The organism is Vibrio sp. EJY3 (assembly GCF_000241385.1).
Taxonomy (GTDB): Bacteria; Pseudomonadota; Gammaproteobacteria; order Enterobacterales; family Vibrionaceae; genus Vibrio; species Vibrio natriegens.
This window is the reverse complement of sequence record NC_016614.1, coordinates 1,017,084-1,040,040: the sequence shown is the minus strand read 5'-3', so window position 1 is coordinate 1,040,040 and position 22,957 is coordinate 1,017,084. Positions and strand designations below refer to the sequence as shown.

Genomic DNA, 22,957 nt, shown 5'->3' with positions numbered 1-22,957 from the left:
GTTTTATTGCAGGTGCCATTAGGATTCTTCCGGTGAATGCAATTGACTCTCACTTTTCGAATTGAAAAGTTGAGCTCCCTGGCAATTGAGTAACGAAGTCAGCGCCCATCAACTTTGACGGCGTGTATACTCCTGCTACTGAATGAGATATTAATAGGTGTTCAGCAATGGCGAGCGAGCCTGTAACGGTCAGGTCGTAACCATTCGTTGTAAGGATACGTACGGTTTTCTTCATTCCCTCTGCATTTGTTGCTTCTCCCCATACATAAGTTTTTGTCTCTTCACTTTACCTGCAACAAGAGCATCGATAATGGTCGAGTTCGTGATGCTTTGCGTCTTTTACCCGGACCATCAAATTCAGGCGCATGACAGATAACAGCTTCGATTGAACCTTGCTTCATCGCGTAAAGCAACATACTAGTGATCTGAGCACGAACTTGTCCTTTAACTCCATTAGGTGCAAAAGGCGCGTTCTATAATTGAGGTTAATCGGTTTGTGTAAGGTTGAAGCGCGGAAAGTAATCGCCTTTGAATTGACCTCGCAAGACGACCGCTAGAAGTAGTTCTAAGTTCTGATTTATAACTTAATGTTTACGTAGTGATGAAAGGAACAATCCCTTTCAGCGCACTATATGCTGAAAGGGACGTTAGTCATTAAAACTGTGTGGCTAAAACTCAACTGTCACTGTATCAGAACAGTCACTATTTCCAATGCTGCCAGCGTTACATACGTGATACGTGAATGTGCCCCCACCTTTACCAAGATTGGCGTCAGTATATTCTCCGTTATCAACCACATTTTCGATGAGTGGGCTACCATCCCGGTATATATCTATTCCTTTGCCGTCATCTGTTGCAGTCCATACAAGATCAGCGTACATGGTTCCTCTGACTTTGCGAGGGATAACGGTGAGATCAATACCATAGTCTGATCCACCACCTGCGTTAGGATCGTCAACCGGAATGTTTTGTGAATAAGTACCTGTTACTCCACCGTCATCAGTTACCGTTAACGTAACAGTGTAGGTACCATAGTCTTGATAGGAGTAACTTGGATTCTGAATAGTCGACGAATTACCATCACCAAAGTTCCACAACCAACTTTCAATATAACCATCGCTATCATCAGAGACGTCAGTAAAGTTAACGGTTAGCCCGTTGACATCATCACTATCAATCGAATGGGTGAATTCTGCCGTAGGTGCTTGATTAGAGCCTTGATCAACTTGAACTAGATTAGGGAACAAGTTACTAACATCCAGTAGCGGCTCTGGATATCCGTCACCCGAATCATCGGTCCAAATATCATTACCTGCAGCTATAACTGCATCATATAAATCATACACATCTGCTGCATTCGAAGGTGGATTAGAGCTCGCCAATAATGCCAAGGCACCGGCCACATGCGGAGAAGCCATGGATGTACCACTAATTGTGCCGTACTCTCCCTGCTCCAGTGGATAGGTAGATCGAATACAGACGCCCGGAGCTGCAATACCAACAGCACTACCCCAGTTACTGAAATCAGCCAGAGTGTCATCTTGATCTGGGCGACAGGTCTGAGAGCCAAAACCTCCAGGCGCACCATCAAAGTCTGCCAGGGCACTTACCGTTAATACGTTATCGAATGCTGCGGGGCTATAATTATTTGCATCATCGCCATCATTACCTGCCGCAACAACAAAAGCGACACCAGCGTCAACGGCTCCTTGAATGGCATCGTATTCGGCCTGGTTGAAACCAGGGCCGCCCAGACTCATATTGGCCACTTCAATATTTCCGTTAGCTGCTATCCAATCGATCCCAGCAACGATCCATGAGGCATAACCGCTGCCTCTGGAATTTAGCACCTTCACTGACCACAGACGGGCACCGGGGGCAACCCCAACCACACCAATATCGTTATCCAGAGCCGCTATGGTTCCGGCTACATGAGTACCATGATAGTGGTCATCATCACCACCACTACCACAGGTTGTGTTAAATGGCCCTCCAGTTGCACAATTAACGCCTCCAACGACATTCAGATCCGGGTGCTCAAAATCGATGCCGGTATCAAGTACAGCAACATCCACATCTACTCGATAATCATCGTTACTATCAATATCAATGCTCGTATTCGTATCAGCGAAAATTCTTTGGATACCTGTTGGAGGGATCTGAGCTGAAATATAGCGTAGATCATCTGTGGCGACATATTTGACCTTAGGGTTTCTTTCTATAGCCGCAACCGTTTGGGGCGGTACTGTGATAGAAAAGCCTTTCAGGGCGTGCTGGTAGATAAAGCCAATATTGCCGCCAACCTGACGTGATATTTCGTTGGCTGTAGCCGCTGGGTTATCGATATGGTCATGAAAAACGACAATATATCCTCCGGAAGGAGGCGCTGCTATCGTGATTGGTATAACGCCAATCAACGCTGTCAGCGAGAGTAGCAAAGTAACTAAAATTGGTTTCATCGTAAGTGCTCCAAACTAGGTTAATCTTTTCCAGTGGTAATTAGCTGTCCGGATGATCTTCAATTTAAGCGTAGTAGCTGATAGCGTTATAAATAAACTCAGAAACCATCCAATTTGAGATATATAACTTCAAATAGTTAGCTTTCTGGTTAGAGTAATTGTGATTAAAGGTGAGATATTCTACGCGTTTCTGTCCGATAACAGCCTAGACGCTAAAAGTGAAGTTTATAATCTCCATCGACTTTGTTATTTGACTAACTGCCGAGGAGCATACCGCTAGGACGTTTACACTTAAGTGGAGAATTGCTCTGTGTACACCACAATTAAAGTAGTCAAAAATTAGGGGGGCATCATGGAACGAAGGCATTTTCTAGCTTTATGGACACTACTGTTTGCTCCATCGCTCAAAGCGATGAGTCCAATGAAACCTACACCAGCGCAAACAGAGGGGCCGTTTTATCCCGTTAAGCGAATACCGCTTCGTGAAAACTTGATTTTGCAGCCTGATGGATTATTGGGTGAGCCCATTGTATTACAGGGCAAGGTCGTGGATACGTCTGGTAATCCAGTCTTTGGTATTAAGGTTGAGATCTGGCAGTGTGACGGTCAGGGCATTTATGACCATCCCAATCAATCGAGCAACGAGAAGTTTGATCCTCACTTTGCTGGCTTTGGTGCCGCTATTACGGACAAAAACGGGCGTTACCTCTTCCAAACCTTATATCCCGTTGCATACGGTTCGCGTCCTCCTCATATACATGTAAAACTGTGGCGAGGAGATCAAGAACTGTTAACTACACAACTCTATCTGAAAGGCAATACTGGTAACGAGTGGTGGGGCGGCAAAGCGCGCGACTATTTGCAATTTGAGCCAATAAAAATCGACAATCGCTTAACGGGAGAGTTTACCTTTGTGATTACATAGATAGCCGACTGCTTTTTATTTTACTTAGGCAATACTTTTCTAATTCGACTAGAAATAGCACTGAAGAGGCAACGATCACTATTCGCAGCCATACATCAAACTCCAGAGCTGTCGTTCCAAACAATACCTGCATGAAAGGTAGATAGGTGAAGCAAGCTTGAAAGACGATCAGCACCGCGATCGCAATTAATACGTAGACATTGCCTATTAACCCTTGTCGACAAAAAGCGGTGTCGAGAATAAATCGAGTATTGAACAAATAAAATATTTCAAACATAACCAATGTGTTTACTGCAACGGTACGCGCTCTACTAATGTTTTCTTGCTGTTCCATTTCCCAAACAAACATGCTGAGAGTGCCAAGCATTAATATCAGGGAAACAAATACTACTCGCCAGATCAGGTGTGAAGTTAAGAGTGGTGATTTCGATGAGCGAGGTTTACGTTGCATTAGATTTGGTTCTTTGGGTTCAAAAGCCAAGGCTAAGGCAAGTGTAACGGCCGTGATCATGTTGACCCAAAGAATTTGAATGGGTGTGAGGGGTAGGTCTTTGAACCCCCAAACTACCGCTGCGAGAATAATCAACGCTTCTCCGCCGTTGGTTGGCAGAATAAACAGAATCGTTTTTTTCAGGTTATCGTAGACAGCGCGTCCTTCTTCTACCGCGGCTGTAATCGACGCGAAATTGTCATCGGTGAGCACCATTTCGGCGGCTTCTTTGGCGGAGTCTGTGCCTGTAATACCCATGGCTGTCCCTATGTCAGATCGTTTGAGTGCTGGGGCATCATTCACGCCATCTCCAGTCATCGCAACTATCTGTTGATGTTTTTGTAGCGTGTCGACCAGTCGCATTTTATGTTCTGGGCTAACGCGAGCATAAACATCAATGTCTTTGGCAACGGCAAAAAGCTCATCGTCTGTCAGCGCATCGATTTGCTGGCCGGTCAGCGTGTTATGTGAATTGATAAGTCCAATCTGGCTCGCGATTGCTTGTGCCGTAAGCGCATGATCGCCAGTCATCATCTTTACGCGTATTCCAGCATTCTTACACACATTAATTGCATTGATGGCTTCTTGTCTGGGCGGATCTATAAGGCCAAAAAGCCCAAGCATGATGAGCCCATCTTTGACGTCATCAAAGGTAAGTTCAAGCTGAGTATAATGAGTTGGCCGATATGCAATTGCCAAAACCCGCATCCCTTGTTTGGCCATCATTTCAATCTGCGCGTGCCAGTAATTACGGTCAATTTCATCTATCGAATTGTTCGTATCTATATCGATATGTTGTTGATTACAGATTTCAATAACTCGTTCTGGCGCACCTTTTATGAAAATAAACGCTTGTCCTTCATGATTATGATGAAGTGTTGCCATAAAGCGGTGTTCCGACTCGAAAGGGATAAGATCAGTTCTTGGAAAGTTTTTCGTCTCTGTCTCAATATCTATGCCCGCTTTCATTCCGGCGATAAGCAGTGCTCCCTCCATCGGGTCACCTTGTATCTGCCACTTTCCATCATGCAGTTGAATGTTGGCATCATTACACAACACCGCAGCTCTCATCGCCTGAATAAGAAAAGGATGCTGCTCAGGGTAAATCGATGTGTTATCAATAGTCACTTCACCATGAGGGTCGAACCCTGTGCCGCCGATTCCGAACTCGTTATTTGTAGTAATGACTTGTTGTACGGTCATTTCATTTCGCGTAAGGGTTCCAGTCTTATCGGTGCAGATAACTGAAACCGCCCCTAGCGTTTCTACGGCAGGTAAACGGCGAATAATGGCATTACGTTTGGCCATCCTTTCTACGCCAATAGCAAGCGTGATGGTCATAATTGCGGGTAACCCTTCTGGAATCGCCGCAACGGCTAGGCTGACAGCCGCAAGAAACATATCTGTGATCGGGTAACCTTGAATCAGCAAGCCATAAATGAAGGTAGCAAGAGCCACAATTAAAATCCCAGCGGTTAAAAGGCGACTGAACTGAGCAATTTGCTTAAGGAGTGGGGTAGTGGTGGGTTTTACTCGAGAAACCAGAGAACTGATTTTTCCCAGTTCGGTGTCTATGCCAGTTGCCACAACGACACCTGAGCCTTGTCCGTGAGTAATCATCGTTCCTGAATAAGCCATGCAATAACGGTCTGCTAATTCACTTTCGGGACTGACGGGATGAGTGGTTTTCTCTATTGTCATTGACTCACCAGTGAGTATCGCTTCAGCCACTTGTAAGCCTTTGGTGCGAACCAAGCGAAGATCGGCGGGAACTCGGTCACCTGATTGGAGAATCACAACGTCACCAATAACGAGATCTTCGGCATTGATAGTCGCTTGATGGCCGTTTCGCAGCACTAACGCGGTTGGAGCAAGCATGGATTGAATAGCATTGAGCGCATTTTCCGCTTTGCCTTCCTGTAGGAATCCAATAATGGCATTAATGATCACTACGCCTCCGATTACTGCTGCATCCACCCAATGACCAAGCGCAGCGGTGACGACCATAACCACTAACAACACATGAATCAGGACATTGTTAAACTGGCCGAGTAAGCGTTGGAAAATCGATCGACCATGAGAAGTCGGAAGCTTGTTAGCTCCAAACTTAGCTAGGCGTTGAGATGCCTCTTGAGGCGCTAGGCCGCCTGTTTGGCTTGAGAGTGTAGCAAAGGTATCTTCGATGGATTTATTGTGCCAAAGGTCGCTAATTTTATCCATGAACCTGCCTCTTACTAGTGGCACTTAAGAATATGCTCTTCGTTTTATAATTATAGAATATCGGCTAGATGATGAGATGAGAAAACAGGGGGAGTATAGTGACTTATGCCAGTGATTCTGATTCACCTTATCTCAATCTACTGGAGCATAAAGAGAACCCTATTGAAGTAACGCCTCGCGCGCTACTTTTGGTGTCAGAACGCAACGGGTAACTGTGGACTGCTATAATTTATCTAGGTTCACGTAGCAAGGTTAAGGCTATGAGCTCTCAGCCGAAAAACTCGTCAAAAGCTTCTAAGGCTCCGGCATCTGGTGTGGGCCATTCCATGCCTTCAATTCCACTTCTCAATCATATTGCTGTTTGCCCCAAACCGACGCAAACCGTGTGCCCATTTTGCGGTGTAGGGTGTGGGATGCTGCTTTCGTGTAACGAACATGGAAAAGTTTCTGGTATTAGCCCGTTAGAAAGCCATCCTATCAGCGAGGGGAAGCTGTGTGAAAAAGGATGGAGTAGTCTCTATGCCATTTCACCTGAAAACAGAATAACTCAGCCATTAAAGCGCATTAAGGATAAATTTACCCCCATCAGTTGGGACGAGGCGCTAGAGGAAATCAGTTCATCTCTTCTTAGTATTATCGATGAGTTTGGTTCTGACGCGACTGGCGTGATCAGTAGTGCTCGAGCGACCAATGAAGATAACTACGCGGCTCAGAAATTTGCTCGTACGGTACTAGGTACCAATAACATCGATCATTGCGCCCGTATTTGTCATAGCCCGACTGTCGCAGGCTTACAGCAAGTTCTTGGCTCAGGCGCTATGACCAACAGCATCAAAGATATATTCGAGGCGGAAGTGATCGTGGTGATCGGTGCAGACCCTACGGAAAACCACAGCGTTCTCGGAGGGCAGGTGATGCGTGCCAAGCTGGCCGGAGCCAAGTTAATCGTTATCGATCCCCGAGTGACGCGTTTGGCTAAGTTGGCGGATTTGCACTTGCAGCTTACACCGGGCAGTAATATTGCGCTCATTAATGCCATGATTCACGTTATTTTAAGTAATCACTGGCATGATGAGGAATTCATCGCTGGCCGTTGTGAGGGATTTGAATCTTTAGAGAAACACGTTGAAGGAATAACGCCTGAATCCGTGGAGAGTGTTACTGGCGTCGAGGCTAATCTGATTCGGCAGGCCGCCCAATATTATAGCCAATCCGAGCGGGCGATGATTCTGTATGGGATGGGTATCACTCAGTTTGTTAGTGGTACTTCCAGTGTGATTGCGTTGGCGGATTTGGCTCTGATTTGCGGACATATTGGCAAACCGGGCACGGGCATTAATCCGTTACGCGGACAAAATAATGTTCAGGGCGCTTGTGATATGGGCTGTTTACCTAACGTCTACCCGGGGTATCAGTCCGTGGAAGACAGTATTATTCAGCTGCGCTTTTCTGATTACTGGGATTGCGATGTGGCATCAACACTGGGTTTAACATCATTGGGCATGACCAAAGCGGCGTTAGCGGGGCACTTTCGGGCTCAGATTCTTTTTGGTGAAGACCCCGTGGTAACCGATCCGGACCAAAACCACGTTCGACAAGCTTACAAATCTTTGGACTTGCTGGTGGTTGCGGAATTGACCATGACTGAAACAGCAAAACTGGCTGACTATGTTCTTCCTGCTGCTTCGTTTGCTGAGAAATCGGGTACTTTTACCAATTGTGAACGTCGTGTACAGCATATTAACCCCGCGATGACACCTATTGGCGAAGCCATGGCGGACTGGCAGTGGTTGCAAGCACTGGCAAAGAAAATGGGGAGTGACGCTTTAAATTGGAGTAACAGTGAAGAACTGTTCGATGAGATGGCAGCGATTACCCCTGCTTACCAAGGGATGAGCTACGCCAAGCTGGATAAGAACTACGGTCTACAGTGGCCTTGCAACGACGATGCGCCCGAAGGTACCGCGGTGCTTCATGAAAAAGAGTTTCCCATCGGACGGGCTCGTTTGACACCGGTTAAGTACATACCGATTGATGAATCCACCGACTCTGACTTTCCACTGCTATTAACCACCAATCGGCTGCATTTTCACTATGGCTGTGGTTCCATGACGCGAAAATCACCGCTGTTGGAGCGAGAAATCCCTCCTGGAATTTTGTTCATTAACCCTAAAGATGCTGATCTCCTCGGGATTTCTTTGTATAGCCCGGTCAGTGTTCGATCAAGACGCGGCTATATCGAAACACGGGCGGTGATCACCGATGATGTTGCGCCTGGAGTGGTGAGCATGCCTTACCATTTTAAAGAGGCACCATCGAATCAGCTCACCAATACGGCGCAAGATCCCGTCACCAAAATGCCAGAATTAAAAGCCTGTGCTGTTGAGGTGGAGCTATTGCCTGTTGGGCATAAGCCGCTCGCTCCTTGGGAAAAACCGGGAGAAGGAAAATGACAAAGACTTACCTGTTAGATTCTTTAGATGAACTCCGAATGCATTTACTACAGAGTCGTACTCTGAATCAGGTCGTTGCGAATAGTGAGAATGGGACAGAAGATTATTTTTGGCAACAAGTGCTTGCACAAGACCTACCGCCTTTGATCAATCAATTACCGACCCATTCGGCTAAGGGGTTCTTCTTCACTGAAAACGAGCCACTGTACGTATTTGACGGGAAGTTGTTTAAAGAGACACTGCCAAACGTGGAACCGTTTGTTTTGTTTGGTGTGCAAAGTTGTGATTTGGTCGCGATTCGTTATCAAGACGAGTTCTTTGAGCAAGACCCATACTATCAAGCTCGCCGCAAACAAGCGTTGTTGGTCGGTGTGGATTGTACTCACCCATGTAAGCACGGCTTCTGTCCTACCGTTAATGCGGGTCCGAGTGTGCGAGACGAAACCGCGGATTTAGTTATTCATCCTTTAGACGAGGAATCATGGCTATTGGTGGTATTGTCAAAGTTGGGCGAAGAGGCAATACAAGGACTCGATCTTAAAGTGGCGTCGACTCATCATCGGAGCAAGCGCTGGGAAAATATCGCCCATTGTGAGCAGGCTTTCCCCGACGATCGTTATCTTATCAAAGGTATCGAAAAAATAAGTGAAGGCATAGTGACAGAAGAGTTTTGGCAACACGTGGGCATCCAATGTTTAGGGTGTTCTGGGTGTACGACTCTTTGTCCAACGTGTTCGTGCTTCGGTACTCGTTCAATTACAGAAAAAAATGGTTCTGAAGACCTTCATGCTTCTCAAGGTAACAATGTTTCTCAAGTCAGGTTTTGGGACTCCTGTTTATATGAGGGATTCCAGCGTGAAGCCAGCTTTCACAATCCCTCTAAGGAAGCTGGGAAAAGGGTAGAGCGGTTCTGGTATCACAAATTCAGCATTGATTTTGTACCTGAGTTTGGACGTTATGGCTGTGTGGGCTGCGGACGATGTGAACAGACATGCCCTGGAGTTATTGGCGTACATTCACTAATGAAAAGGATAGCCGATGATGTTTAACCTCACGCCGGATAGTATCGAAATTATTGATTTTTATGATGATGGCGAAGACACGCGCCATTACCATTTTCGGCTACTCGATTTGGACACAAAATGGATGAAAACCCAAAGTGGTCAGTTTTTCATGCTTTGCGTACCGGGGAGTGGTGAAGCACCGTTTACCTTTACTCAGCTACCTGACGATAAGGGAAATTTTAGAGCACTGGTACGCAAAATGGGCACTGTCACAACGGCTCTGTTCAGCAAAGAACGTGGGGAAATATTGGGCGCTAGGGGGCCTTTTGGTCATGGGTGGCAAGTCAGTGAACTGGTGGATAAGAAGGTTTTAGTCATAGGTGGTGGGTGTGGCCTAGCGCCTTTGGTTAGCGTTGTTGAACAACTTATCGATCAGCAAAGTTATACTCAGTTGGAAGTGGTTTATGCTGCGCGTAACAAGCAAACTTTGTTACTGAAACCAGAGCGAGAGCGTTGGAAGCACTGCATTCCTATGTTCAACGTTGTTGAAGATCTCACTGGGCTGGATGAGCAAGATTATTATCCCGGTACCGCAATCGGCGTTTTACCGAAAGTTCTGCATTCATTTGGTGAGCAGCCAGATTGTGTGCTGGTTGCCGGGCCTGAAGCGATGATGAGTGTGGTGAGCGAATATTTAGTTTCTTACGGTATCGATGCGAAAGACATTTACCTGTCCGTCGAGCGAAGAATGCACTGTGCGGTGGGGTTGTGCGGACATTGTTACCTGAAAAATCATTATGTTTGCACCCATGGCCCAACATTACGTTGGGCCGAGGTGGGTGAATTATTAACTGTATAGTGCTGTTTAAGTTGACGTTACGATTTGTTGGCTTGAGAAATTTCCTGTTCCGCTTTGGCTACCACTGTACAGCCTTTGGCGAACGAGTCTGGGTTGAGTGAAATTGAATCAATGCCACAAGAGACAAGAAACTCAGCAAATTCCGGGTGATCAGAAGGTGCTTGCCCACAGATACCGACTTTGCATCCTTTGCTGTGTGCGACATGAATGACTTGCTCAATCAGGCTTTTAACCGCGTCATCTCGGGCATCAAACATCGGTTTCAGTTCTGCTGAGTCGCGGTCAATGCCGAGCACTAGTTGAGTTAAGTCGTTACTACCGATAGAGAAGCCATCAAATCGCTCTGCAAATCGGTCGGCAAGAATGACATTGGATGGTATCTCGCACATTACATAGACTTGCAGCCCATTTTCTCCTCGTTTAAGCCCCGCTTCCGCCATTACTTCCAGCACTTTGTCGGCTTCACTGACGGTACGACAGAATGGGATCATCACGATGATGTTATCAAATCCTATCTCTTCTCTGGCTTTTAAAATCGCCTTACATTCAAGTTGAAATGCTTCTTTGTAACGAGGATGGTAGTAACGTGAGGCTCCGCGTAAACCGAGCATCGGATTCTCTTCATGTAGTTCAAAGAAATCCCCACCGAGCAGGCCACGATATTCATTTGATTTGAAATCAGACATGCGCACAATGACTGGCCTAGGGTATTGGCTTGCGGCTATTTTACTGACGCCAAGGGCGAGGTTATCGACAAAATAATCCGCCAGTGTATCAAACCCTTCACACCGTGTTCTGATTTGGTTTTCGACCTCAGGATCGGTGATTTGCTCTGGGTGTAACAGTGCCATCGGGTGCAGCCCTATATGGCTGGAGATAATAAATTCGATACGGGTTAAACCAATCCCAGCAGTAGGTAGTTGCCACCAGTGGAAAATACCATCCGGCATGGCGGCGTTGATCATGATTTTCGTTTTAGTCGAAGGCAATGCTTTGAGATCAATCTCTTGCGTGGTGTAACTGACTTCGCCTTCATAAACCTGACCAACCGCACCTTGAGCACAACTCAATGTCACCAGTTGTCCTGATTGGAGTTTCTGTGTCGCGTGTTCGGTGCCGACAATCGCAGGAACTTTAAGCTCGCGGCTAACAATCGCCGCGTGACTGGTTGGCCCACCTGAGTCGGTGATGATACCAGCCGCTTTACGCATTAACGGCACCCAGTCCGGATCGGTGCGCTCAGTCACCAGAATGGCTCCCTCTGGAAATGAGTCGATATCATCAGGAGACAGCACTGTGTAGGTTTGGCCGATTGCGATGGCACCGCCGACACTGGCGCCTTCAAGCAACACCGGTGCGGAGGTTTTTTCCAGCTTATAGTTGACCAACAGAGCGGCATCTCTATGGGATTCCACAGTCTCAGGCCTTGCCTGAACCATATACAATTGCTGGGTTTGGGTATCTTTTGCCCACTCCATGTCCATAGGGCAGCCATAATGACGTTCGATGATCACCGCCCACTTGCTCAGTTGCAATATTTCGTCATCACTCAGTACCAACTGACTGCGCTCTTCGCTACTGGTTGGCAGGGTAATGGTTGGCTGAGTGAAGTTTCCTGACTCATTGAACTGCATTTTTTCCAGTTTGTTACCGAGCTGTTTTTCAATGATAGGGCGTTGGTCTGATTGCTCAAGCAGAGGTTTATAAACCATAAAGCGATCCGGTGTGACCGAGCCTTTAACAATGGTTTCACCTAAACCCCAACTACCATTAATCATGACCACATCCGGGAAGCCGTTTTCAGTATCCAAACTGAACATAACCCCTGCGCACTGTGATTCGATCATCTGTTGCACACCAACGGATAAAGCAACTTGTTGGTGCTCGAATCCTTGCTCTTGACGATAAACAATGGCGCGGTCGGTATAAAGTGAAGCGAAACATTGTTTGCAAGCTTCAAGGACTTGTTGATCACCACGAATATTAAGATAGCTTTCTTGCTGACCAGCAAAACTGGCTTCAGGGAGGTCTTCTGCTGTGGCGGAGCTACGAACGGCAACGGAAGCTGAAGGCACGCCAATTTGTTCGCATAAAGCGTGGTATGCATCTAAGATCGCGTTCTCTTGCTCTGGGGTAAAGCTTGCCTGACTGATTAGGGTGCGTATGTTCCTACCGGCTTCCGCAAGGCTGATCTCTTCGCGATTCATCCGGTTGAGAAATTCGCCAATTGGATCGTTCAGTTCATTTTGCGCGAGAAAGTCGCGGAAGAACTGCGCGCTGGTGGCAAAGCCGTCTGGTACCCGAATACCGCTCTCACTAAGTTGGCTGAGCATTTCACCTAAACTGGCATTTTTGCCTCCGACGAGGCTGACATCTGTTTTATGAAGCTGTTGATAGCGATATATCAACGGTTGCGCGTTTTGTGTAGACATAGTCAGCGTCCTTTATTCTCTTTAAAGGGCTGTCTGCCGTCATTGGCGCGATAGTGCTGCACCTACTGACACCTTTCTTGCAGATAGCTTTTTAATTGGTTGTAACTGCGTACTTGGGTGTAGTCTCCTTCCGGGATACTAACGCCGGTACTCTTTTTCAGAGACGCGAGGAGATTAAGAAAATCCATCGAATCCAGATCGCACTCTTCGCGCAAATCTTCATCAAGGTCTATTTCGTCCATTTCAATTTCCGGTGCGATGTGTTTTATCGCGTCGGCAATCGTGGTTGGTATATTGATATTGCTCATAAAGCCTCCGGATGTTGAAGTTGCTTCGCCAGTGCTTGCAGAAAACGAGCTCCTGTGACGCCGTCACTTACACGGTGGTCAGCGGCTAATGTGACGGTCATGATTTCTCCGACTTCTATTTGATTCTCTCTTATGACCGGAGCCTGACGCTGGCGGCCAAGTCCAATGATCGCCACCTGGGGTGGGTAAATGACACCGGTAATACTGTCGGCTCCACGTTCTCCGATACTGGTTACCGTTATGGTGGTCTGGCTAATCTCGGAGCTGCGAAGTCGCCCGCGTCGGCTACGCTCTGCCAAATCGCGTAGTGCATCCATGGTTTGATCCACGGATAACTGGTCCGCATTGAGAATACCCGGAATAACCAAACCGCCTTCTCGCAGACTGATGGTATTACCGATATTCACCTCCTCAGAGGGGGTGAAGCGACCGTCTTGATAAAATCCATTGAGATCAGGGAATTTTACCAACTGACGGGCGATGGCGTTGAGAATGACAGCGGGTAGCAAAAGCCGTTGCTCTGGTTCGCGCTGTTGATTCTGTTCCGCCAGCCAGGTTTGTACTTTAGTCAGGTCAATGTCCAACGCGAGATAATAGTGGGGAATCTCTTTTTTCGAGCGACTCATGGCTTCACTAATTGCTTGCCGCATTGGTGATACGTCTTGTCGTACTGCTTTTGTTTTGTCAGTTGGTGGCGGTGTTTGTAAATCGGCGTCTTTAGGTAAGTCTCGTAAGAGAACGGCACCATATGGACCACTGCCAGTTAATGTCGAAAGTTCAATGCCTGATAGATACGCCGTTTTTCTTGCGACTGGCGATGCGTATTGCCGTTGTTGGCTTTCAGAAGGCGAGGTCTCTGAAATGTGTTTTGATAGTTCGGTATCAGTTACGGTGTCACGTATTGGTTTTGGCTCATTAACTGAAGTTCGGGCTGTTTTAGGCGCAATGTAAGGTGGCAATTCTTCTGCTTCGGCTACAGGCTGTGATGTATCTGCTGTTGTTGATACTGGTTGTGTGTGCTTAATATCATTGGAAACAGGGGTGTCGCTTGCCATTCGAGCTATAACACTACCAACCGGCAGTTTGATGTCCGGCTCTATCAGAAGCTCAGTGATGGTACCCGTATAGTAAGACTCCATGTCTATCGCGCCTTTACTGGTCTCAATTATCGCAATGATGTCACCTTTTTCTACATGATCGCCCGGCTCTATTTGCCACTCCATCAGCGTACCATCGCGCATGTCGGCACCAAGTGCAGGCATGGTGATATCAATTAAGGAGCCATCGCGCGTATTGTTTTCCATGAGCTAATACTCCTCATTTACTCTGCCAATCGGGCGACATTAAGGTTGCCTTTGCTGCGCTTACGATTTTTTCCACTTTCGGAATGGCGGCCTGTTCTAAATGGTGAGGGTAAGGTATTGGAACTTCTTGTGTACAAACCCGGCCGACCGGGGCATCGAGTTGCCAAAAGGCGTTTTCCATAATGATTGCGCTGACTTCACCAGCCAGACTTCCGGTATACCAACCTTCATCAATGATGACAGCTCGATGAGTCTTCGAAACACTGGCAATGATGGTGTCGGTATCCAAAGGGCGGAGAGAACGCAAATCAATCACTTCGGCGTCGATGCCTTCGGTTTCTAGCTGATAGGCGGCTTGTAAGGTTTTACCAAGATTGCCGCCATAGGTAATGAGTGTGACGTCTTTACCTTCCCGACGAACCAGCGCTTTATCCATTGGCCCATCAGGCGCTTCCGTAATTTGACCTTCTTCATTGAGCAGCATGACATGTTCAAAAATGATCACCGGATCAGGGTCAGCAATTGCCTGATTGAGCATGTAACAAGCATCATTGTGGGTGGCTGGGCTTAACACTTTTAAACCGGGAACATGCGCATAGAAATTCTCCCAGCTGTGTGAGTGTTGTGCAGCAAGCTGTTTACCTGCGCCGCAGGCCATACGAATGACGATAGGAACATTAAACTGACCTCCGGACATATGTTGCAAAGTCGCGGCGGTATTAATGATCTGATCCATGGCGAGCAAGCTAAAGTTAACGGTCATGACTTCTATGATAGGGCGCATACCACCCAGTGCGGCACCGACACCGACACCGACAAATCCCGACTCACAAAGTGGGGTATCAATGATTCGGTCAGGGCCAAATTGTTCAAGTAATCCTTTGCTGACGGCGTAGCAACCACCATAACGACCGACGTCCTCACCCATTAGGAACGAGCGTGGTTCACTCATTAGAACGTCATTGATCCCAGCACGAAGTGCTTCTCGGTAGGTCATTTTGTCAGGCGCTTGGCTACAAGGTAGAGGTTCTGGTGGTGGCTCGCCTCCTGGACTGTGCACAAAACGGGTAAGTTGTTCGGTGGGTTCTAACTCACCATTTTCTGAGAAAGTGATGGCTTCACTGATTTCTTCGGCAATTTTAGCTTCAATATCAGACAGCTCTTGATCCTGAAAGTGGCTGTTTTTTTGCAGCCAATGGATGAGTTGCTTCACTGGGCCTTTTTCTTCCCAAAGGGCGACTTCACTTTTATCCCGATACAATTGCGTATCGAAACTAGAGTGGCCGCGGAATCGGTAGGTCTGACACTCGATAAAATACGGTTTTTTCTGCTCGCGGACGTAATCAACCGCTTCACAGGCTGCGGCTTCTACATCAACCACATTCATGCCATCAACTTGAGTAGATTCAATGCCATAACTTCTGGCTTTTTGTGAAATATTGGTGTTTGACTCTGAGAGCGCCAAAGCCGTGCCCATAGCATAACGATTGTTCTCACAAATAAACAAAACCGGAAGATCCCATAGAGCTGCGAGGTTAAGACTTTCATGGAATTCGCCTTCAGCAACAGCCCCTTCACCAAAAAAACACACCGCAATCGCATTTCTCTGCATTTTTTTATTCGCAAGCGCGAGGCCAGTTGCAAGAGGCAGACCACCACCCACGATGGCGTTGCCTCCGTAAAAGTTGTGATTTTTATCAAACAGATGCATCGAACCACCGCGGCCACGGCTACAACCATTCGTTCGACCATACATTTCTGCTAAAACACTACCCATGCTCATGCCTCTGGCTAAGGCGTGCCCGTGTTCGCGATAGGTAGCGACGATCTGGTCATCTTCATTAAGTGCAGACATGACACCGACAGCGATGGCCTCTTCGCCAATATACAGGTGCAAAAAGCCGCGAATTTTCTCTAGTGCATAAAGCTCCGCGCATTTTTCTTCAAATCGACGAATTCGTAGCATCTGCTCTAGCTGTTTGAGCAAATGTTCTCGATTGATATGGAGTCTTTTGTTCATTGTTCATCACTCTCCAAAGTCGAAATATCACCTTCAGGCAAGCCCAGCTCTCGTGCTTTAAGTAAGCGACGCATGATTTTGCCACTGCGTGTTTTTGGCAGGTTGTTACGAAAGACGATTTCTTTCGGTGCGACTGCGGCGCCAAGGCGTTTGCGAGCTAAACCAAGCAGCGATTGCTGAAGTTCTTCGTCAGCGGTCACGTTTGGTTTAAGTGCGACAAAGGCTTTGACGATTTGACCTGCAACGGGATCGGGTACGCCAATCACACCAGCCTCGGCGACTGCTGGGTGCTCCATGAGGACACTTTCTACCTCGAAAGGTCCAATCAAGTGGCCAGAAGATTTAATAAGGTCATCTTTACGCCCGACGAACCAGAAATAGCCGTCTGCATCTTTCATCGCCAGATCGCCACTGAGGTACCAATCGCCTTTAAAGCAGGACTGATATTTTTCTTCTTGATTTAAATAGCCGCGAAACATAGAAGGCCAGCCGGATTTGAGCGCGAGCTCTCCGACTTGCATTGGCTCTGTTTCTTCACGTAGGGAACCGTCATCGTTTTGATTCACAATGCCAGCTTCAATATCGGGAAGTGGTTTGCCCATTGAACCCGGTTTGACCGGCCTCGAAGGAACATTGGCAATCATGATCCCGCCAGTTTCCGTCTGCCACCAGTTGTCATGAAATGGCATACCAAAGACTTTTTCACCCCATTCAACCGCTTCAGGATTCAGTGGTTCGCCAACGCTGGCCATAAAACGTAAACGAGACAAATCGAATTGCCTAGGCAGCGCTTCACCTATTTTCATCAACATACGAATCGCAGTAGGGGCGGTATACCAAACGGTGACATGTTGATCCTGTAAGATCTGATACCAACGTTCAGCATCAAACTCGGCTTCGTCAATAATCATGCTTACGCCCAAACAGAGTGGGGCGATAATGCCGTAAGTGGTGCCCGTTACCCAACCTGGATCGGCAGTACACCAATAGATGTCATCAGGTTTTAGATCTAACGCGTAAAAGGCTGAATTAATATGATGCTGTACGGCCTGATGAACATGGATGACACCCTTAGGTTTTCCAGTGGTGCCGCTGGTAAAGTGAAGTAGCGCCATATCTTCAGGCTGTGTAGATTCGCATGGGCGTTCAGGGTTCGTATCAGCCATCATCTCGTGATAGTTGTAGCATCCGGGTTCCCCATCAGCGCCACCATCAATCAGCAATACCGCTTTAATATGATCCAATTCCCGCCACCAGCCTTTGAGTTTTTTCCGGTATAAGCTGCGAGTTGTAATGACGACATTCGCCGAACCAATCTCCATTCTGGAGCGGATAGGCTCGGGGCCAAATGCTGAAAAGAGTGGAGTAAACACACAACCGGCTTTGAGGGTTCCTAACGCCGCAATGTAGAGTTCCGGTCTGCGACCCGCAAGGCTGAACACTCTGCTACCACGCGGTAAATCGAGTGTAGATAGTAGATCTGCAAAGCGGTTAGTTTGCTCGCTCAGGTCGCGGTAACTGAAGTCAATGACCTCGTTGTCTTTACTGATCCAACGAATCGCCAGTTTATTATGTTCCGGTTGGATAAGGTGTCTATCTAATGCCTCGAAACCTATGTTTAAACCGCCTTCGCTCAAACCTTTCAGTAAAGGAGGAGAGAGCACAGCGTTGCGTGGATCTAATTGCAGGTTGGCATTGTCCGCTAGCGTTTGGTGAAAAATTGTTTTAACCATAATTTGGCATCCCGCACAAAAGTGAACGATTTCCTGATTAGGGAAATAAACCTGCTAAAAGTATGGTTTATCGCAGTAAGTTTGCCACCGAGTAATTAAGTTTTTACTAATGTTTTGAGCTAGCCCAATTCTCTGCGTAATAGGTGTATAAAACTGGGCCAGTTGGCATGCCAATTCCAAATTTAATCTATACTGTGAGGATTCATTAATAACAAAAACATCAATAACAATTCATGAACTCATGACGCTATCCATCATTCCAATGATTTTTGCTTCCTCACCTTTTTATTAAAGGATTCGGATTATGAAAAAGTTCACAAGAAAGCTGCTGGTTACTGCGTGTGTATTACCATCATTAATGTTCGGTTCTAATGCGCTAGCTTGCAGCGGCGATGGCAACCAACTCCTTGGCAGTATGTGTGCGTTCGCAGGTAATTTTGCTCCGCGCGGTTACACCTTAGCCCATGGTCAGATTTTGTCGATCGCACAAAATACAGCGCTGTTCTCTATTTTGGGTACGACCTATGGCGGTGACGGACGCTCAACGTTTGGTTTACCTGATACTCGTGGCCGTACACTCATCGGATGGGGAAATGGTCCAGGATTGACTAACTATCCACTTGGCTCCCGAGGAGGTACTGAGTCAGTCATCCTTTCCGAGGCTCAAATGCCATCTCACTCTCATACAGCATCGACGTTGATGTCTGGTGATATAGATATTGACGGTGTGATCGATCTTCACGCATTTAGTGGCAAGTCAAACACAAAAAGTCCGGCTGGTAATGCGCTTGCTGGAGCAAAATACGCGACTGAGACTCCGGATGTCGCGATGAGCCCGGATTCGATTTCTTTTAGTTTTGTCGCGGAGAATAACCTGACGGCTTCGACAACAGTATCGAGTGCTGGTGGGAGTCAGTCTCACGAAAATCGCATGCCATATATCGCAATAACCTGGGTCATTGCGCTTCAGGGCATTTATCCATCGAGAAATTAAAGACATGCTAAACGTCACCCTGATACGACTTGCTCTGTTTACCCTAAGCTTGGCTTATCCGTCGTTTTGCGTTGCAGAAAAGCAAGATAAGGAATTGGCACAAGCGTATCAGGCACTCGCCAATGGAGACTATACAGAGTCGTTTGAAATTTTTACTCGCCTGGTAAAAGAAAACTCCGCTGAGGCACATTTTGTCTCAGCCTTGTTTTATAAGCATGGGTGGGGAAAGGTAGAGCAAGACCCTGGTAAAGCTTGTGAGTTGTTTTTGTATGCTGCTGAAAAAGGAATACCTGTCGCTCAGCAAGAGTATGGTTATTGTGCGATGAATAACGCCTCAGACAGTTCAAGTGAACGGCCTGACGATTGGTTTAAGCTCGCGTATGAAAATGGTGTATACGAAGCTGCCTGTGATATTGGTCGTCTATATTTGGGCACTAGCTGGCAAGAGCAAAATTTGTCACAAGCAATAGAATGGTGTCTGCGTGCAGCGGAGAGAAGTGCAGTCAAAGCTCAGGTAACACTGGGTGATATTTACATCTCTTATTCGGAAGTTTTCAATTTAGAGCGGGTAGAGTTTTGGTATACGCAGGCAATAAACAACGGCTCTGGGGAGGCTGCTTATAAACTTGGAACTCTCTATCTTAGAGTTGTCGGTCAAAAAGGTGGCGATGACCACGCCAATAATAAAGCCCTTTATTTGATGGAACTCGCCTCATCTCGTCACATCGAAAAAGCGTATGAACCGACTGCAAAGATGTATTGGAAGAAGTTGCAAAATAGCTCCCATGATAGCTCTAAACTGTTGGCTAAAAGCTATGTATGGGCAAAAGCGGCACACCAAGTTAATCCAACGACTGACACGGCCCGTTTCTTGGGTGAAATTGAAAAGGAGTTACCAAGACAATGGAAGGAGGAGTTAGATTTTCAAGTTGAACAGTTTAATGAAAATGTTCCGCAATTTAAGTAGAAACGGCGAAGAGCCGGCGACGTTATGTCACCGACTATTTGGCCAATCGAACCATCAGGATCTTTATGGCTGAGAATGATCTAAATGTGCTCTCAGTACCTCAATCACCATGTTATGGTCTTCTTCTGACGGTAATCCAGATACAGTGATCACACCAACAAGTCCACTTCCTTTGATGCGGACAGGAAAGGCACCTCCATGGGCACAGTATTCTCTCGCATCGATATGAGGCTGACTGTCAAAGTCACGTTGCTTAGATGCATTGTAATGACCAAGATAATGAGAGCTGTGACCAAAGCGCAGAACAGATTGACGCTTGCGCTTTGCCCAGTCTTGCTTGTCTTTGGTGCTGCCTTCCATTGCGTAACTAAACAGCACTTGTTCGAACGCGTACACTTCGATAAAAACGGTAGCAGATCTTTCCTCCGCTGCCGATTTCAATGCGCAGCCGAGTTCCCATGCAGTGCCATGATTAAAATGATTTAACTGTAATTCCGCTTCTTGCTCTAGTAGCTCTGATAAAATGCCTTTACTCATTTCCTTGTTCTCACACATTCTTAATTGGTAATTTTTGACCCAAACGGCTGCTTTCCATCGCTAGTTCAATCAGCTTGATGTTCCATAGCGCATCTTCAGCACTCACTGGTGGAGCCGTTTTATTACGAATTGCGTCCGCCATTTGTAAGAAGTAGTGCTGATAGCCACCCTGTTCGGTTATCACAGGCGCACTGTTATCGGCATTATAAAAGTAGCCATAATTATCAGGAGATTCATCTGCCCAGTCAGGGCTGGTTGGCTCAACACCTTCTATCAGACGTGGTTCCTGAGGGTCTAAGCCTAGCTTTTCGTAGCTACCTTCAGTCCCTTTCAGGGTAAAACGCTTATTTGGTCCGGCACTAAAGAGGTCACCATGGACAATAGCTAAGTGATTAGGGTAGTGCATGACAACATCAAAATAATCAACATTTGTCGAGCCTTCACGCATCATCTTACATTCTGCGCTGATGGCATCAGGAAGTCCGAAAAGCTCAAGTGCCTGATCAATTAAATGCGAGCCTAAATCAAACAAAATGCCACCGCCGTCTGTAGCCTGTTCACGCCAGCGTTGACGCACTTCAGGTCGGAAGCGGTCAAAGTGTGACTCAAAATGTCGGAGCTCACCAATGCGTTTTTCTTCAATTAATTTCTTAACGGTTAAGAAGTCACCATCCCAACGACGGTTATGATAAACACTTAGAATGAGGCCTTTTTCTTTTGCGAGCGCGATAAGTTCTTCACCATCCGACACATTGGTCACGAATGGCTTTTCAATGATCACGTGTTTGCCGTTTTCAAGGGCTTGCTTAGCGAGATCGAAGTGCACATCGTTTGGTGCGGTAATGATGACCAGTTCTGCATCCGAACTTGAGAGTAAATCTGACGCCGAAGCATAATGCTGTGCGGTAGGCCAGTCTTTGGCTACCGCCTCGCCATTACTAGTACTGATGGCAACGAGATCGAATTCAGCTAACGCGCTCACAAATGGAATATGGAAAGTTTTGGCTGAAAATCCGTAGCCGATAACCGCAGTTTTGATTGGTAATAAAGTCATAAATTCAAACTCTCAATTGGTGGATTACATGACGTCCGAGCCGTTATTTCGAAATTACATCACTCGGATGATCTATCTACCTTTGGCTACAACATCACATGTACACTACGCGCTAATGCTTATATTCACGTATCAATGCGCATGTAAAACGCGTATGTAAAACACAAATACTGCACGTATACTTACGCACATTCAAGCGTTAAAAGCGATGTCCTGCGTATCAATCGCATGGAACCACGTATAAATGTAAGTGATTTTACGCGTATTCAAGTGTTTAACTTCGCGTGAATACGTTACACTTATACAAAACTAAGTAAAGTGTGATTGTGAATGACGCAAGAAGAACGTTTGATAGAGATAGAAGCTCATATAAAAAGCACAGGTAAAGTCACGATAGAAGAGATTTGCCTTAAGTATGACATTTCTTACGATTCAGCCCGAAGAGATCTGGTTAAACTGGCTGACCATCCGGGAATATTGCGCATCAGAGGCGGCGCAATTCTGGATGATAAAAAGGTGACGATTTCCTTTAATCAGAGATCGAAATCCAACCCGATTAAACAAAATCTGGCTGCATTTGGAGCATCACTTGTCAAAGAGCATGACATCGTATTTTTGGACGCTGGCACCACTTGTGCCGCGCTGGCGTATCATCTCAATGAGCCTTGCAGTGTGATAACAAATTCACTTGAGGCGCTTAGTGAACTTCAGGATAAGGCTGGTATCAAAAAGTGTGTGCTTGGTGGAACGTTTGATGACTTTTCTCACGCCATACTCGGCGATATGACCATTCAACAGATCAGAAAATATCAGGCAAACAAAGCGTTTATTGGTGTGAGTGCTTTATCTGAATCGGGAATTACAACCGACTTAGAGACGGATGCCAACCTAAAGCTGGCGATGGCAGATCAATCTACTCAGGTTATCTGTATTGCGGAAGACAGTAAGTTCAATACCCAACTGATGTTCCAATCCTGTTTGTGGTCAGATATCGACTTTGTCGTGACTAATTGTCGACCTCCAGAGAATATTGCGAAGAAAATGCAAGACCACGATGTCGAACTTATAGTGCTGGATATAGAATCAGAATCTAAATCTGTTAGCCTCTAGTTTAAAAAAAAACAATCAGTTAGAGCAGCTTAAGGCAATCAGTGAGCCTGCTCAGGCACGTCGCAATTCACAACTTTTTCTGCGTGTA

16 protein-coding genes are annotated in these 22,957 nt (G+C 46.5%); 7 read left to right on the top strand and 9 right to left on the bottom strand.

Annotation, left to right across the window (positions count from 1 at the left end; genetic code table 11):
• Nucleotides 1-668 precede the first annotated feature (668 nt).
• Nucleotides 669-2,459 (bottom strand): S8 family serine peptidase, encoded by a 1,791-nt coding sequence (locus VEJY3_RS20540; protein WP_014234346.1) that lies wholly within the window; start codon nucleotides 2,457-2,459, stop codon nucleotides 669-671.
• Nucleotides 2,460-2,811: 352 nt separating this feature from the next.
• Between VEJY3_RS20540 and VEJY3_RS20535 the strand changes: the two genes are divergently transcribed.
• Nucleotides 2,812-3,384 (top strand): protocatechuate 3,4-dioxygenase, encoded by a 573-nt coding sequence (locus tag VEJY3_RS20535; RefSeq protein ID WP_014234345.1) that lies wholly within the window; start codon nucleotides 2,812-2,814, stop codon nucleotides 3,382-3,384.
• On the opposite strand, the gene VEJY3_RS20530 is transcribed toward VEJY3_RS20535, so the two are convergent.
• Nucleotides 3,377-6,094 carry a cation-transporting P-type ATPase gene (locus tag VEJY3_RS20530; protein WP_014234344.1) on the bottom strand — a complete coding sequence of 906 codons (2,718 nt, stop codon included), beginning with the start codon at nucleotides 6,092-6,094 and terminating at the stop codon, nucleotides 3,377-3,379. The genes VEJY3_RS20535 and VEJY3_RS20530 overlap by 8 nt on opposite strands.
• Nucleotides 6,095-6,354: 260 nt before the next feature.
• Between VEJY3_RS20530 and fdhF the strand changes: the two genes are divergently transcribed.
• The 3 genes from fdhF to VEJY3_RS20515 are packed head-to-tail and all read left to right on the top strand — an operon-like array spanning nucleotide 6,355 to nucleotide 10,410.
• A complete protein-coding gene (gene fdhF / locus VEJY3_RS20525; RefSeq protein ID WP_014234343.1) occupies nucleotides 6,355-8,547 on the top strand; it encodes a formate dehydrogenase subunit alpha in 2,193 nt (730 codons plus the stop codon).
• Nucleotides 8,544-9,596: a 4Fe-4S dicluster domain-containing protein gene (locus VEJY3_RS20520; RefSeq protein WP_014234342.1), complete on the top strand. Its 1,053-nt coding sequence runs from the start codon at nucleotides 8,544-8,546 to the stop codon at nucleotides 9,594-9,596. Before fdhF ends, VEJY3_RS20520 begins: the two co-directional genes overlap by 4 nt.
• Nucleotides 9,586-10,410 carry an FAD-binding oxidoreductase gene (locus tag VEJY3_RS20515; RefSeq protein WP_081469389.1) on the top strand — a complete coding sequence of 275 codons (825 nt, stop codon included), beginning with the start codon at nucleotides 9,586-9,588 and terminating at the stop codon, nucleotides 10,408-10,410. The genes VEJY3_RS20520 and VEJY3_RS20515 overlap by 11 nt, the downstream gene beginning before the upstream one ends.
• 17 nt (nucleotides 10,411-10,427) lie before the next feature.
• On the opposite strand, the gene ppsA is transcribed toward VEJY3_RS20515, so the two are convergent.
• The 5 genes from ppsA to acsA all read right to left on the bottom strand — a co-directional run bounded on the left by ppsA (nucleotide 10,428) and on the right by acsA (nucleotide 18,207).
• Nucleotides 10,428-12,842 (bottom strand): phosphoenolpyruvate synthase, encoded by a 2,415-nt coding sequence (ppsA, locus tag VEJY3_RS20510; RefSeq protein ID WP_014234340.1) that lies wholly within the window; start codon nucleotides 12,840-12,842, stop codon nucleotides 10,428-10,430.
• A gap of 62 nt (nucleotides 12,843-12,904) precedes the next feature.
• Complete coding sequence (locus VEJY3_RS20505) at nucleotides 12,905-13,150, bottom strand: acyl carrier protein (protein ID WP_014234339.1); 246 nt, start codon at nucleotides 13,148-13,150, stop codon at nucleotides 12,905-12,907.
• Nucleotides 13,147-14,454, bottom strand: coding sequence for a dihydrolipoamide acetyltransferase family protein (locus VEJY3_RS20500; RefSeq protein WP_014234338.1), 1,308 nt, complete (start codon nucleotides 14,452-14,454; stop codon nucleotides 13,147-13,149). Before VEJY3_RS20500 ends, VEJY3_RS20505 begins: the two co-directional genes overlap by 4 nt.
• Nucleotides 14,455-14,467: 13 nt before the next feature.
• Nucleotides 14,468-16,474: a pyruvate dehydrogenase (acetyl-transferring) E1 component subunit alpha gene (gene pdhA, locus VEJY3_RS25070; RefSeq protein ID WP_014234337.1), complete on the bottom strand. Its 2,007-nt coding sequence runs from the start codon at nucleotides 16,472-16,474 to the stop codon at nucleotides 14,468-14,470.
• Complete coding sequence (acsA, locus tag VEJY3_RS20490; RefSeq protein ID WP_014234336.1) at nucleotides 16,471-18,207, bottom strand: acetate--CoA ligase; 1,737 nt, start codon at nucleotides 18,205-18,207, stop codon at nucleotides 16,471-16,473. The genes pdhA and acsA overlap by 4 nt, the downstream gene beginning before the upstream one ends.
• Before the next feature lie 304 nt (nucleotides 18,208-18,511).
• Between acsA and VEJY3_RS20485 the strand changes: the two genes are divergently transcribed.
• Both VEJY3_RS20485 and VEJY3_RS20480 read left to right on the top strand, forming a co-directional pair.
• The gene (locus VEJY3_RS20485; RefSeq protein ID WP_014234335.1) at nucleotides 18,512-19,201 is read left to right on the top strand and encodes a phage tail protein; all 690 of its coding nucleotides are present in this window, start codon (nucleotides 18,512-18,514) and stop codon (nucleotides 19,199-19,201) included.
• 4 nt (nucleotides 19,202-19,205) lie between these two features.
• Nucleotides 19,206-20,168: a tetratricopeptide repeat protein gene (locus tag VEJY3_RS20480; protein WP_014234334.1), complete on the top strand. Its 963-nt coding sequence runs from the start codon at nucleotides 19,206-19,208 to the stop codon at nucleotides 20,166-20,168.
• Nucleotides 20,169-20,231: 63 nt separating this feature from the next.
• Here the strand turns inward: VEJY3_RS20480 and VEJY3_RS20475 are convergent, their stop codons facing one another.
• On the bottom strand, nucleotides 20,232-20,705 hold the full coding sequence (locus VEJY3_RS20475) for a heme-degrading domain-containing protein (RefSeq protein ID WP_014234333.1): 474 nt from the start codon (nucleotides 20,703-20,705) through the stop codon (nucleotides 20,232-20,234).
• Between the two features lie 10 nt (nucleotides 20,706-20,715).
• A complete protein-coding gene (locus VEJY3_RS20470) occupies nucleotides 20,716-21,759 on the bottom strand; it encodes an oxidoreductase (RefSeq protein ID WP_014234332.1) in 1,044 nt (347 codons plus the stop codon).
• A gap of 330 nt (nucleotides 21,760-22,089) precedes the next feature.
• Here VEJY3_RS20470 and VEJY3_RS20465 point away from each other — a divergent pair, with 330 nt between their 5' ends.
• Nucleotides 22,090-22,869, top strand: a complete 780-nt coding sequence (locus tag VEJY3_RS20465; protein WP_014234331.1) for a DeoR/GlpR family DNA-binding transcription regulator — start codon at nucleotides 22,090-22,092, stop codon at nucleotides 22,867-22,869.
• The last annotated feature ends 88 nt before the right edge of the window (nucleotides 22,870-22,957 follow it).

Coding starts and splice junctions, on each gene's coding strand:
- VEJY3_RS20470 (WP_014234332.1), bottom strand. CDS start 21,759: ATGACTTTATTACCAATCAAAACTGCGGTTATCGGCTACGGATTTTCA.
- VEJY3_RS20530 (WP_014234344.1), bottom strand. CDS start 6,094: ATGGATAAAATTAGCGACCTTTGGCACAATAAATCCATCGAAGATACC.
- VEJY3_RS20500 (WP_014234338.1), bottom strand. CDS start 14,454: ATGGAAAACAATACGCGCGATGGCTCCTTAATTGATATCACCATGCCT.
- pdhA (WP_014234337.1), bottom strand. CDS start 16,474: ATGAACAAAAGACTCCATATCAATCGAGAACATTTGCTCAAACAGCTA.
- VEJY3_RS20480 (WP_014234334.1), top strand. CDS start 19,206: ATGCTAAACGTCACCCTGATACGACTTGCTCTGTTTACCCTAAGCTTG.
- ppsA (WP_014234340.1), bottom strand. CDS start 12,842: ATGTCTACACAAAACGCGCAACCGTTGATATATCGCTATCAACAGCTT.
- VEJY3_RS20520 (WP_014234342.1), top strand. CDS start 8,544: ATGACAAAGACTTACCTGTTAGATTCTTTAGATGAACTCCGAATGCAT.
- VEJY3_RS20465 (WP_014234331.1), top strand. CDS start 22,090: ATGACGCAAGAAGAACGTTTGATAGAGATAGAAGCTCATATAAAAAGC.
- VEJY3_RS20515 (WP_081469389.1), top strand. CDS start 9,586: ATGATGTTTAACCTCACGCCGGATAGTATCGAAATTATTGATTTTTAT.
- VEJY3_RS20475 (WP_014234333.1), bottom strand. CDS start 20,705: ATGAGTAAAGGCATTTTATCAGAGCTACTAGAGCAAGAAGCGGAATTA.
- VEJY3_RS20535 (WP_014234345.1), top strand. CDS start 2,812: ATGGAACGAAGGCATTTTCTAGCTTTATGGACACTACTGTTTGCTCCA.
- VEJY3_RS20505 (WP_014234339.1), bottom strand. CDS start 13,150: ATGAGCAATATCAATATACCAACCACGATTGCCGACGCGATAAAACAC.
- VEJY3_RS20540 (WP_014234346.1), bottom strand. CDS start 2,459: ATGAAACCAATTTTAGTTACTTTGCTACTCTCGCTGACAGCGTTGATT.
- fdhF (WP_014234343.1), top strand. CDS start 6,355: ATGAGCTCTCAGCCGAAAAACTCGTCAAAAGCTTCTAAGGCTCCGGCA.
- VEJY3_RS20485 (WP_014234335.1), top strand. CDS start 18,512: ATGAAAAAGTTCACAAGAAAGCTGCTGGTTACTGCGTGTGTATTACCA.
- acsA (WP_014234336.1), bottom strand. CDS start 18,207: ATGGTTAAAACAATTTTTCACCAAACGCTAGCGGACAATGCCAACCTG.